Source organism: Kitasatospora sp. NPDC085895 (genome assembly GCF_040702125.1).
GTDB classification, from domain to species: Bacteria; Actinomycetota; Actinomycetes; order Streptomycetales; family Streptomycetaceae; genus Kitasatospora; species Kitasatospora arboriphila.
Genome location: NZ_JBFBJY010000092.1, coordinates 1 through 12042 on the forward strand (window position 1 = coordinate 1; position 12042 = coordinate 12042).

At 74.2% G+C, this 12042-nt stretch carries 10 protein-coding genes; 5 read left to right on the forward strand and 5 right to left on the reverse strand.

All coding sequences use genetic code 11. From position 1 onward, the window contains the following. Positions 1-107: 107 nt before the first annotated feature. Positions 108-308, reverse strand: a complete 201-nt coding sequence (locus tag AB0442_RS35665) for a hypothetical protein (RefSeq protein ID WP_366167709.1) — start codon at positions 306-308, stop codon at positions 108-110. Positions 309-516: 208 nt separating this feature from the next. Here AB0442_RS35665 and AB0442_RS35670 point away from each other — a divergent pair, with 208 nt between their 5' ends. The 3 genes from AB0442_RS35670 (at position 517) to AB0442_RS35680 (ending at position 6476) form a co-directional block, all read left to right on the forward strand. Beyond that, a complete protein-coding gene (locus AB0442_RS35670) occupies positions 517-3492 on the forward strand; it encodes a BTAD domain-containing putative transcriptional regulator (protein WP_366167710.1) in 2976 nt (991 codons plus the stop codon). Between the two features lie 422 nt (positions 3493-3914). After that, the gene (locus AB0442_RS35675) at positions 3915-4637 is read left to right on the forward strand and encodes a class I SAM-dependent methyltransferase (protein WP_366167711.1); all 723 of its coding nucleotides are present in this window, start codon (positions 3915-3917) and stop codon (positions 4635-4637) included. A gap of 48 nt (positions 4638-4685) precedes the next feature. Continuing rightward, the gene (locus AB0442_RS35680) at positions 4686-6476 is read left to right on the forward strand and encodes an ATP-binding SpoIIE family protein phosphatase (RefSeq protein WP_366167712.1); all 1791 of its coding nucleotides are present in this window, start codon (positions 4686-4688) and stop codon (positions 6474-6476) included. Between the two features lie 21 nt (positions 6477-6497). Here AB0442_RS35680 and AB0442_RS35685 read toward each other — a convergent pair whose 3' ends face one another. From AB0442_RS35685 to AB0442_RS35695, 3 genes are all read right to left on the reverse strand, one after another. After that, entirely contained in the window at positions 6498-7238 is a 741-nt protein-coding gene (locus tag AB0442_RS35685) for an HNH endonuclease (protein ID WP_366167713.1), read from the reverse strand. Beyond that, complete coding sequence (locus tag AB0442_RS35690) at positions 7235-8197, reverse strand: AAA family ATPase (protein ID WP_366167714.1); 963 nt, start codon at positions 8195-8197, stop codon at positions 7235-7237. Before AB0442_RS35690 ends, AB0442_RS35685 begins: the two co-directional genes overlap by 4 nt. A gap of 108 nt (positions 8198-8305) precedes the next feature. Beyond that, a complete protein-coding gene (locus tag AB0442_RS35695) occupies positions 8306-9259 on the reverse strand; it encodes a LysR substrate-binding domain-containing protein (protein WP_366167726.1) in 954 nt (317 codons plus the stop codon). A 140-nt stretch (positions 9260-9399) separates the two neighbouring features. Here AB0442_RS35695 and AB0442_RS35700 point away from each other — a divergent pair, with 140 nt between their 5' ends. Next, positions 9400-9951, forward strand: a complete 552-nt coding sequence (locus AB0442_RS35700) for a peroxiredoxin (protein ID WP_363541311.1) — start codon at positions 9400-9402, stop codon at positions 9949-9951. Positions 9952-9954: 3 nt separating this feature from the next. Beyond that, a complete protein-coding gene (locus tag AB0442_RS35705) occupies positions 9955-10491 on the forward strand; it encodes an alkyl hydroperoxide reductase (protein WP_366167715.1) in 537 nt (178 codons plus the stop codon). Positions 10492-10620: 129 nt separating this feature from the next. Here the strand turns inward: AB0442_RS35705 and AB0442_RS35710 are convergent, their stop codons facing one another. Further along, the gene (locus AB0442_RS35710) at positions 10621-11922 is read right to left on the reverse strand and encodes an AI-2E family transporter (protein ID WP_366167727.1); all 1302 of its coding nucleotides are present in this window, start codon (positions 11920-11922) and stop codon (positions 10621-10623) included. Positions 11923-12042: the final 120 nt, after the last annotated feature.

The window sequence follows — 12042 nt, forward strand, 5'->3', positions numbered from 1 at the left end:
TGGCCCCCAATGCACCCCACCTCCGCCGCCGCCCCCCGCGCGGCCCCCCCCACCCCCGCCCGGGGCGCCCCCCCCGGGGCGGGCCCCCGCGCCGTGCGTGCTTCAGGTCAGGGGCAGTTGGTGATCGTGCCGAGCGGCTCGAAGGTCTCGTCGGTCTTCTTGCCGCCCTCGGCCGGCTGTTCCCCGGCCGGCCCCTCGGGCTGCTCGGCGAGGACCGAAAGCGCCTGCTCGATCGCACTGGGGTCGACCGGAGCAACGGCGTGCTCGGCGGCGACGGGCTCGGTCGGGGTGGTGGTCTCGTCGGCCATGGTGCGCCGCCTTTCAGGTCATCAGATATCGGCGCTCTGGATCGTCCCGGGCGCCAGCCCAGTATCGTAGGGGTCGTTAAATGTCTTATAAACGTCCCGTCCTGCGCACGGTTCGCGGATGTTTGCGCGCTTCCTCATAAGCTGACGCCCCGCCATTCGGCCGGGGGACGCCACAGGGAACCACCGACAGACGCCTTCGGGGGAGGACATGGAGCTTCAGGGGACGCCCCCGGCCGACGCGCTGCGCTTCCAGGTGCTCGGCCCCGTCCAGGCCTGGCGCGGGGACGAGCAGCTCGCGCTGGGTTCGCCGCAGCAGCAGGCGGTGCTGGCGGCCCTGCTGCTCAACCGGGGCCGGCCGGTGACCACCGACGACCTGGTGGACGGCATCTGGGGCGACCGTACCCCGCCGCAGGCGGTGGCCGCGCTCCGCACCTACATTTCACGCCTGCGTTCCGTCATCGAGCCCAACCGGGCCGTACGCAAACCGGCCGAGATCCTGGTCTCGGTCAGCGACGGCTACGCGCTGCGCATCCCGGACGGCTCGCTCGACCTCGCCGCATTCGAGAACCGGGTCGCCCGGGCCGCCGACGCCCGCGCCGACGGAGACTTCCGCGCCTCCCACGAATCGCTGCTGGCGGCACTCGCCCTGTGGCGCGGCAGACCGCTGCCCGGTGTGCCCGGGCCGTACGCCGAGGCGCAGCGCACCAGGCTGTCCGAGCGGCAGCTCACGGTCGCCGAGGAGCGCTGCGCGGTCGCGCTGGAGGTGGGCCTGCACGCCGAGGTGGTCTCCGAGTTGAGCTCGCTCGCCGCGGCGCACCCGCTCCGGGAGCGGCTGCGCGAGCTGCTGATGCTCGCCCTGTACCGGTGCGGCCGACAGGCGGAGTCGCTCGGCGTCTACGCGGACACCCGCAAACTGCTCATCGACGAGCTCGGCGTGGAGCCCGGCAGTGGGCTCGCCGCCATGCACGCCCGGATCCTGGCCGGCGACCCCGCGCTGATGCCCGCCGTGGCGGCGGCCGCACCGCTCGCCGACGAGGAACCGCCGGCCTTCGTCCCGCCCGCCCAACTGCCCGCTGACGTCTCCGACTTCAGCGGCCGCAGCAAGATCGTGAGCGAGCTCCGGGACGTGCTGCGCGGCGGCTCCGGCCAGGCCGTGGTGGTCACCTCGCTGGCCGGCATCGGCGGCGTCGGCAAGACCACGCTCGCGGTGCACGTCGCCCACGGCCTGCGTCCGGACTTCCCGGACGGCCAGCTGTACGTGGACCTGCGCGGCGCCGGCGCCTCGCCCGCCGACCCGGCCGTGGTGCTCGGCGACTTCCTGCACGCGCTGGGCGCGCCCGACGCCCCGGACTCCCTCGACCAGCGCGCGGCGCTCTACCGCTCGCTGCTGGCCGACAAGCGGATGCTGATCCTGCTCGACAACGCCAGGGACGCGCGGCAGCTGACGCCGCTGATCCCCGGTGTCTCGGGCAACGCCGTGATGGTGACCAGCCGGTCGAGGCTGGCCGAGATCCCCGGCGCCCACCTGGTGGACATCGAGGAGCTCAGCCCCGATGAGGCGCTGGCCCTGTTCTCCGCGATCGTCGGCCACGAGCGGGTGGCGGCCGAGCCCGCGGCCGCGCTGGCCGTGGTGACCGCCTGCGGCTTCCTGCCGCTCGCCGTCCGCATCGCCGCCGCCCGGCTGGCGAGCCGCCCCCGTTGGAGCGTCTCCGACCTGGCCCGTCGGTTAGCCGACCAGCGCAACCGCCTCCAGGAGCTCCAGCTCGGCAACCTCGCGGTGGAGACCACCATCGGCCTCGGCTACGCCCAGTTGCAGCCGGACGAGGCCCGGGCCTTCCGCCTGCTGTCCGTGGTCGACTCGCCGGACCTGCCGCTGCCGGCCGTCGCCGCGCTGCTCGGCACCGGCGAGCGGGAGGCGGAGGACCTCGCCGAGGCGCTCGTCGAGGCCAACATGCTGGAGTGCTTCACCCCGGGCCGGTACCGCTACCACGACCTGCTCCGGCTGTTCGCACAGCGGCAGAACGAGAAGCTCGGCGACATCGCCGAGCAGCGGGCCGCCCTGCTGCGGCTGCTCGACGTGCTGCTCGCCACCATGCAGAACGCGGCGCACGTCATCGAGCCCGACGACCTGCTGACGGAACTGCTCCACCAGCCGGCGTCGCCGGGCCTCCGGCTGGACGACAGCGAAACCGCTCGCGCCTGGATCAGGTCCGAGGCAGCGCTGCTGCTCAGCAGTGTGGAGGCGGTCGTCGGAGAGCCCCTGGAGCTGTTGCGGCCGGCCCTCGACCTGGTGCTCATCCTGCGCGCCTTGGTCGAGGACCCGACGCTCGGTCCGCGGATCCGTTCCGCGCTCCTGGCGGCGGCCGACAACGCGCAGGAGCATCGCGACACCGCCAGCCTCGCCCGGGTCCGCTACGCCGTCGGGCACCTCCACCAGATGGCCGGTGAGCTCCAGGAGGCCGAGGTCTCGCTCCGGCAGAGCCTGGCGCTCCTGCCCGCGGAGACGGTGACCCTGTTGCGCAGCTCGGCGGCGAACCAGCTGGCCATCGTCCTGATCCTGGCCGGCCGGCCCGCCGAGGCGCTGCCGTTCTACCAGCTGGCGCACGCGATCAGCCGTGACCTGGGGGCGGCGGTCTCCGAGGCCCGCCTGCTGGCGAACATGGCACGGGCGTACGTGGGGCTGGACCGGCACGAGGAGGCGGTGGAGTCCGCCCGGGCGGCGGTGATGGCCGCCCGGACGTCGGGCAACACGCCCTGCCTGGCGGACACCCTCTACCAGCTCGGTGTGGTGCTGCGGGCGACCGGTTCGACGGCGGAGGCCGCGGAGCACCTGCGCGAGGCGCACGGGCTGTACCAGTCCCAGCAGTACCGCTTCTGGGAGGGCTACTCGCTGGCCCGGCTGGCGGCCTGCCTGGTGGACGAGGCGCAGTACTCGGAGGCGGCCGCCGCGGCCGGGGAGTCGCTGTCGATCGCGCAGGAGATCGACGCCGCCTACTGCCAGGGCCTGGCCAATGCCGCGCTGGGCGAGGCGCTCCTGGAGCTGGGGCAGCCCGCTCGCGGGCTGGCCTGTCTCCAGGAGGCGCACTCGGTCTTCAGCCGGCTCGGTGTGCCCGAGGCCCAGCCCGTGCGGGACCTCATCGCGGTGCAGGAGCACACCGAGCCCTTCTCTCCCCCCGCGCCGTAGGCCGTCCGTCCCCCCGACGGGCGGCCCCTCCCCCTTGGGGCGCCGGCGCTCCCGCAGCCCCCCGGCTGCGGGAACGCTTTGACGCTTCCCCGGCGCTGAGAACACTCTGGCAGTTGCCGATTGACGTTCGATAAACGCCCAGATGCACGGTGTTTCCGCAGGTCAGAGCAGTTGTCCGGCGCACGCCGACAACTGCACCACCCTGGTCCGCTCCGGTGTGCCCCCGCGGCCCGGGCCCGTTTCGTCCGAAACGCGGCCAACTGCGTCCGACTGCGGCGAGTTGGCCGGAAAGGGGCCCCACGGCGCAGTGATCACGCTTATCCTCGAAGGCCAGCAGACACATCGACAAACCGACGCGGGGGCGGACACTGTGGCGGGCCTCGCCCGCCGGGGAGCCAGGTGGAGAGAGAGGTGCCCAGGGCGTGACAACCGGACAGATCTCGGACCCGGCACACGCCGGGCACCGGCGCCGTTCCGAACGGGCCCTGCAGGCCGTCGCCTTCGACGCGATCGGCCCGCGCTACGACGAGGTCTTCCCGGACCGCACCGGCCAGACCGCCTGCGGCGACTGGCTGCTCAACGAACTCGCCCTCGGTGCCCGGGTGCTGGACGTCGGCTGCGGCACCGGCGAGCCGACCGCCCGCCAACTCGCCGACGGCGGACTGCGGGTGACCGGCATCGACCTCTCGGACGGGATGCTGGCGGCCGCCCGCAGGGCCGTGCCGGAGGCCGAACTGCACCGGATGGACATGTACGACCTGGCGACCCCGCGGGCCGCCGCGGCCTGGGGCGTGCCGCAGCTCGGCCCCGACGCGGCCGGCTCCTTCGCCGCCGCCACCGCGTTCTTCTCGCTCGTCCTGCTGCCGCGGGCGGAGATCGCCGCGGTGCTGGGCCGGGTCCGCACCCTGCTGCGGCCGGGCGGGCTGCTGGCGCTCGGCACGGTCGAGGCCGACCTCGACGACGCGCCGCTGCCGTTCCTCGGCCGCGAGCTGCGGATCAGCGGCTACCTGCGCGAGGAGCTGGTCCAGACGCTGGCCGCGGCCGGGTTCGAGGTCGAGGCCTGCACCGGCCACCCGTACGCGCCCGCGTCGACCGCCCTGCCGCCGGAGGAACAGCTCTTCCTGCGCTGTCGGCGCACCACCTGAGAGACCAGCCGGCCCGACCACCCTCGACATCTCAAGAACGGGCAGCCCGTGCGCGACCACTCCTCGCCCCAGGCAGGGCGGCCGACCGCCGCCGTGCCACTGGTCGGCGCCCAGCGCTCCGCACCGCCGCACCGGGACGAACGGCCCGGCCTCGCCGAACGGCTCGGGTACCTGGAGACGGCCACCCGGCGGATCAACGGCTCGCTGGACCTGCGCACCACCCTGCGCGACCTGGGCCGCTCGCTCGTCCCGGCCCTCGCGGACGCCGCCGTGGTGCACCTGCGCGACCCGCTGCCGCCGGTCGAACGCGACCCCGGACCGCCCACCGCACTCCGGCTGCACCACGGCCACGGCACCCGGCTCGGCCGGCGCTCCCGGCTGTGCCGGCCGGCGCCCGGCGGCCCGCTCGCCCGGATGCTGACGGGCCAGGCGCCGTACGGGCCCGCGGTGCTCGGCACCCCGGCCGCGGACCGGCTGCGCCCGCTGCTCACCGAGCTGTACGGCGCCCGCACCCTCGGCCGGCTCGCCGCCGGCACGGCCCTGCTGCTCCTGCCGCTGCGCGGACGCAAGGCCGTGCTCGGCCTGCTGCTGCTGATCCGCCGCCCGGGCAAGGCGGGCCCGGCCCGTTTCGAACCCGACGACACCGCGATGGCCCGCCACCTGGCCACCCAGGCCGGCCTCGCGGTGGACACCGCGCTGCGCTACGCCCGGGAGTTCGAGACCGCCCGCGAGCTGCAGCGCCGGATGCTGCCCGCGCACCTGCCGCAGCCGCACGGGGTGCGGCTCGCCCACCGCTACCTGCCCGGCGAGCGCGGCGCCCAGGTCGGCGGCGACTGGTACGACTCGGTCGAACTGCCCGGCAACCGGGTGGCGCTGATCGTCGGCGACGTCATGGGCCACTCGCTGACCTCCGCCGCCGTGATGGGCCAGCTGCGCACCAGCGCACAGACCCTGGCCGGCCTCGACCTGCCGCCGCACGAGGTGCTCTACCACCTCGACGAGCAGGCCCAGCACCTCGGCGCCGAACAGCACCTGGCCACCTGCGTCTACGCGGTGTACGACCCGATCGCCAACCGGGTGGTGGTGGCCAACGCCGGCCACGTGCCGCCGGTGCTGATCGGCCCGGACGGCACCGCGGAGCTGCTCGACCTGCCGCCGGGCGCGCCGATCGGCGTGGGCGGCGTCGACTTCACCTCCACCGAACTCCCGGCGCCGCCCGGCTCCGCCCTGCTGCTGTTCACCGACGGCCTGGTGGAGAGCCGGCGCCGCCCGCTGACGACCGGTCTGGAGAAGCTGCGCGCCCGGCTCGCCGCCGCCCACCGGCACTCCCCCGAGCACGTCTGCCAGGAGGCGCTGCGGGTGCTGCCGCCGGGCGAGCGCGCCGACGACATCGCGCTGCTCGCCGCGGCCTTCGACGGCATCCCGGCCGAGGACGTCTCCTACTGGTACCTGCAGCCCCGGCACGAGACGCCCGGCCGGGCCCGGCGCCTCGCCGCGCACGCGCTGCGCCGCTGGGGGCTGGAGGAGCTGTCGGAGACCACCGAGCTGATGGTCAGCGAGCTGGTCACCAACGCGATCCGGCACGCCACCCGGCCGGTGACGCTCCGCCTGGTGCGGACCTCGCGGCTGCGCTGCGAGGTCGGCGACGACAGCCCGGCCCTGCCGCGCGCCCGCCGGGCCGGGCCGGACGACGAGCACGGCCGGGGCCTGCAGATAGTCGCCAGGTGCGCCGACGACTGGGGTGCCACCCGGCTCGGCGCGGGCAAGGTGGTCTGGTTCGAGCAGCGCCTGCCGACCCGCTGCCGGGCCGTCCCCACCCGGGCCCGGGGCACGGCGTAGCCCCCTGGGCCGGCGGGCGGTTCAGGGACGTTCGAACTCCGGGTGGGTGCGGACGAGTTCGCCGAGGGTGGCGGCCAGGTCGGGGCCGAGGACGGCGTCGGCCAGCGGCGGGGTACGGCGCAGGGCGAGGACGGTGCGGAGCACGTCGGCGTGGTGCAGCAGCCGCAGGGAGTCCAGGTACTCGCGCTGCTCGGCGGTGCGGCCCCCGGCACCGGCGGTGCGCCAGGCGGTGAGCAGCGACTTGACCACGGTGAACATCATCCGGCGGCCGCGGACGAGCTCGGGGCGGGCGTTCAGGCCGAAGACGTCGATGGTGGCCTCGCCCTTGGCGGTGAGCGGGTCGTAGGCGCCGGACTCCAGGTAGAGCACCAGGTGTTCGGCGGGGTCCTCGCGGGCCGGGTCGACCAGCAGGTGCTCACCGGTGACGGGGTCGCAGGGGAACCGGTCGCGCTTCTGGTTGCTGTTGCAGTGGGCGCAGGCGAGCAGGTGGTTCTGCCAGTCGAAGGTCCGCAGCGGGTCGCGGGCGATCGGCTCGAAGTGGTCGATGTCGGTGCCGAGGTTGTCCCCGCAGTACATGCAGCGTTCCAGGCCGGGCGCCATCCGGCGGAGCATCAGGCGGAGTTGGGCCTTGGGCTGGCGGGCGGTGCGCCAGGCGGCGCGGCCGGCCGCGGTGGTCGGGCCGGCGGTGCGGATGGCGGCGGTGCGGCGGGCCAGTTCGGCGGCGAGGGCGGGGGCGAGCGGCGGCCGCTGCAGCGGGATCACGGCTGGTCGCCCAGCAGCCGGGCGGCGAGTTCGTCCGCGCGGGCGCCGAGGGAGCTGTTGAGCTTGGCGCCGAGGCGCCGGTAGGCGTCGAGTTCGGCGCTGGTGGCGCGGCCGCTGTAGAGCTTGCGCTCCAGCCGGATCAGCAGGCGGCGCTCGGCCTCGGCGGCGGCGGAGTAGGCGCTGGGCAGGCCGAAGAGTTCGGAGAGCGCGGTGTCGTCGCCGCTGCCGTACAGGACGCGCTGGTGCAGGTCCTCGTCGAGGACGCGGGGCGCCTCGTCGGTGCCGGGCGCGGCGAGGCGGACGAGGGTGCCGGGGTCGGCGGCCTGGCAGACGTACGGGCTGTGCGTGGCGACCAGGAACTGCGTCTGCGGGAAGCGGGTGGTGAGCCAGCCGCCGATCTGCTGCTGCCGGACGGGGTGCAGGTGGAGGTCGACGTCGTCGATCAGCGCGATGCCGGGGCGCGGCACGGTGGTCGCGCCGTTCACGGCCTCGGTGCGGGCCTCCCCGGCGAGGGTGCAGACGATCGCGGCGAGGGCGGCGGTGCCGCTGCCGAGTGCGGTGAGCGGCCGGGCGGGGCCGTCCGGCGGTGCGACCAGGGCGCGGCCGGGGTCGGTGATGCGCCAGCCGTCGGGGAGCAGCCCTTCCGCGAGCAGGGCGGCGGCGGCCGCGGTGAGGGCGGTGGGCGGGGTGCGGTCGGCGCCGAGGTGGTGGGCGCGGGTGCGGCCGTGGCGGGCCGGTTCGCCGCTGCCGTCCCACCGGCCGAGGCCGGGCAGGTCGACGGTGCCGGGGGTGCCGCCGGCGGGCTCCGGGCTGCCGGGGGCGCCGAGGGTCCGGGCGAGGGCCTGCAGCAGGGTGGTCTTGCCGGAGCCGTTCGGCCCGGCGAGGACGGTCCAGCCGGGGCCGGGGTCGACGGTGAGGTCGGCCGTGCGCGGGCCGTCGAAGCACCCGAGACCGGTCACCCTGATCCGCGACACGTACACGCGCCCACCCCCTTCGTTCGGATCTTCGAGGGAGGTATGCCCAACGCGGCGTGCCGCGATGCCGACGGCGGTGCGTCGACGGAGGAGCTACTCGACGATGCGGACGGGGAGGTCGCGCAGGACGTCCTTGAGGGCGGCGGCGAACCGGTCGTACTCGTCGGTGCGGGCGGAGCCGGGACGGGTGGCGAGGCCGATCCGGCGGCCGGGCGCGGGGGCGGCGAAGCGGGCGGCGGCGAGCCGGTCGGAGCGGCCGGCCTCGACGTCGAGGGCGGTGACGGGCAGCAGGGTGGTGCCGAGTCCGCCGGCGACCAGTTGGACGAGGGTGGAGAGCCCGGCGATCCGGGTGGTGCCGGCGGCGGTGTCGGCGCCGACCTCGCGGCAGATGTCGAGGGCCTGGTCGCGCAGGCAGTGGCCCTCCTCGAGCAGCAGCACGTCGAGGTCGAGCAGGACGTCCCGCGGGACGTCGGTGCGGCCGGCGAGCTCGTGCCCGGGCGGGGTGACCAGGACGAAGTCCTCGTCGAAGAGCGGGATGTCCCGGGTGGGCGCGGCGCCGCCGGCGGGCAGGGCGAGCAGCAGCACGTCGAGCCGCCCGGCGGCGAGCCCGTCGAGCAGCGAGGGGGTGCGCTCCTCGTGGACGTGCAGTTCCAGCTCGGGGTAGCTGTCGCGGACCAGCCGCAGCACGGCGGGCAGCAGGTACGGGGCGACGGTGGGGATCACGCCGAGGTGGAGCGGCCCGGTGAAGGGGCGGCGGGCGGCCTCGACCGCCTCGGTGAGGGAGTGCAGCGAGCCGAGGACGCGGCGTGCGTGCTCGGCGACGCGCTCGCCCAGCGGGGTGATGATGACGCGGCGCGTCGTACGCTCGACGAGCTGGGCACCGAGGGCGTCCTCCAGGGCGGCGACGGCGCCGGACAGGGCGGGCTGGCTGGTTCCGGTGGCGGCGGCGGCCTCGCGGAAGTGCCGGTGTTCGGCGACGGCGACGAAGGCGCGCAGCTGGGCGACGCTGGGGGTGCGGGGCTTGCTGTGGTGCGGGGCAGTACTGATAGCTCTCTCCGATCAGATGCGACGAGTCTAGCTATTTCCCCGATCAGTCCGTGGTGTGCGAGGGTGGATGACGTCCGAATGCGTCGAACCATAGGCAATTCGGGCACTTTCCCTCATATCTCAAACCAGGAGAAGCGAACGTGCTCACGATCGGTGACAAGTTCCCCGAGTTCGAACTCAACGCCTGTGTCGACCTCGACGCCGCGAACGCCTTCGCCGAGATCAACCACAAGACCTACGAGGGCAAGTGGAAGATCGTCTTCTTCTGGCCGATGGACTTCACCTTCGTCTGCCCGACCGAGATCGCCGCGTTCGGCAAGCTGAACGAGGAGTTCGCCGATCGCGACGCGCAGGTCCTCGGCGTCTCCGGTGACTCCGAGTACGTGCACCACGCCTGGCGCAAGGACCACAAGGACCTGCGCGACCTGCCGTTCCCGATGCTGGCCGACGTCAAGCACGACCTGATGCGCGCCTGCGGCGTCGAGGCCGCCGACGGCACCGCCCAGCGCGCGGTGTTCATCGTCGACCCGAACAACGAGATCCAGTTCGTCATGGTGACCGCCGGCTCCGTCGGCCGTAACCCCAAGGAGGTCCTGCGGGTGCTCGACGCGCTGCAGACCGACGAGCTGTGCCCCTGCAACTGGACCAAGGGCGAGGACACCCTCGACGCCCAGGCCCTCCTGGCGGGCTGACCCATGGCCCTCGACGACCTCAAGGCGGCCCTGCCCGAGTACGCCAAGGACCTCAAGCTCAACCTGAGCGCGGTCATCGGCAACTCGGACCTGCCCGAGCAGCAGCTCTGGGGCACCGTACTGGCCTGCGCGATGGCCACCCGCTCCCCCGCCGTGCTGCGCGAGCTGGAGCCCGAGGCGAAGGCGAACCTCAAGCCGGAGGCGTACAACGCCGCCAAGGGCGCCGCCGCCGTGATGGGCATGAACAACGTCTACTACCGGACGCTGCACCTGCTCTCCGACAAGGAGTACGCCAGCATGCGGGCCGGCCTGCGGATGAACATCATCGGCACCCCGGGCGTCGAGAAGGCCGACTTCGAGCTGTGGTGCTTCGCGGTCTCCGCGATCAACGGCTGCGGCCAGTGCCTGGACTCGCACGAGGCCGTCCTCAAGAAGGCCGGTGTCGAGCGCGAGGTGATCCAGGCGTCGATCAAGATCGCTTCGGTGATCCAGGCGGTCGCCGCCACCCTCGACTCCGAGGCCGCCATCGCGTCCATCTGACGCACCCGGCGAACCACGAGGGGCACCTCGACCGCGAGGTGAACCACAAGGGGCGCGGGGAACTGCGCGGGACGGAAGACAGCTGAGCTCAGCTCCTCCCGCCGCGCGCAGTTCCCCGCGCCCCTGGCGTCATTTCTGGCGGGCGTTCTCCAGGGCCTCGAAGACCTCCAGGCCGGCGGCGTTGCGGCGGCGGAGGTGGGAGACGACGGTGTTGGTCACCGCGATCAGCGGGACGGCCACGATGGCGCCGCCGATGCCGCCGACGATCGAGCCCGCGGCCACGCCCAGCACCACGGCCAGCGGGTGGACGGCCACCGCGCGGCCGAGGATCAGCGGCTGCAGCAGGTGCCCCTCGATCTGCTGGACGGCGACCAGCACCACCAGGACCATCAGTGCGGTGAACGGGCCGACGGTCACCAAGGCGATCAGCACCGCGATGGTGCCGGTGACCAGGGCGCCGACCAGCGGCACGAAGGCGCCCAGGAAGATGATCACGGCCAGCGGCATGGCCATCGGCACGCCGAGCAGCTGGATGCCGACGCCGATGCAGAGCGCGTCGATGAAGGCGACGAAGACCGTCCCGCGCACGTAGGCGGTGAGGGTGGCCCAGGCCTTGGGGCCGGCACCGGCCATCGCGTAGCGGGAGTGCCGGGGCAGGCAGCGCAGCGCCCAGGACCAGATCCGGGCGCCGTCGTACAGCAGGAAGAACGTGGTGAAGGCGGCGAGGACGACGCCGGTGAGCACCTCGACGGCGATGGTGACACCGGTGAAGCCGGCCGAGGTGATCTGCTCGGAGTTGCTGCCGATGGCGGTGGAGATCTGCTTGGCGAAGTCGTTGATCTGCTGCTGCGTCAGGTGCAGCGGGCCGGTCACCAGCCACTCGCGGAGCTGGTTGACACCGTCCTGGACCTTGCCGGTGACGGACTCCAGGTTGCTGGTCACCTGCCAGACCACGAACCAGCCGACCAGGCCGATGCCGGCGAGGCCGCTGAGGAAGGTGCCGGCGGCGGCCAGCGAACGGGGGACGCCGAGGCGCTTGAGCCAGGAGACGGTCGGTTCCAGCAGGGCGGAGATCAGCAGGGCCGCCAGCACGGCGAAGGCGACCAGCCGCAGCATGTCGACCACGCGGAAGAGCACGTAGAGGGCGACGCCGAGCAGCAGCAGCCGCCAGGTGGACTCGGCGGCCACCCGCAGGCCCCACGGCACCGCCTCGACCGGGGTGGCCGGGCGGCCGGGGTTGTGGACCTCGCGGTGGACGGGGGGCAGCCGCTCGGGTTCGGCCCGCCGCGGCGGCGGGAGCCGGTCGGTCGGGCCGTCCTCGGCGTCCGCGGCGGCGAAGGCGTCGGTCTGGGCGGCCGCCCGGCGGCGGCGCTCCAGCGCGGCCCACACGCCGGCGGCGACGGCGCCCGTCCTGGCGAGCGCCTTGAGCATCCTGCGGTCCCGCGTCCCGTCGGCTCTGTCCGCTGCCACGTCCGCGCCCTCCCCGTTCTTCCTGTCCGCCAGACGGTACCCGCCCGGGGTGCCCGCGGTCCCCTCCGCCCCAGTGCCCTT

Bases quoted from the DNA above. Each gene is read 5' to 3' on its own strand.
- AB0442_RS35705 (WP_366167715.1), top strand. From the start codon at position 9,955: ATGGCCCTCGACGACCTCAAGGCGGCCCTGCCCGAGTACGCCAAGGAC.
- AB0442_RS35665 (WP_366167709.1), bottom strand. From the start codon at position 308: ATGGCCGACGAGACCACCACCCCGACCGAGCCCGTCGCCGCCGAGCAC.
- AB0442_RS35670 (WP_366167710.1), top strand. From the start codon at position 517: ATGGAGCTTCAGGGGACGCCCCCGGCCGACGCGCTGCGCTTCCAGGTG.
- AB0442_RS35710 (WP_366167727.1), bottom strand. From the start codon at position 11,922: ATGCTCAAGGCGCTCGCCAGGACGGGCGCCGTCGCCGCCGGCGTGTGG.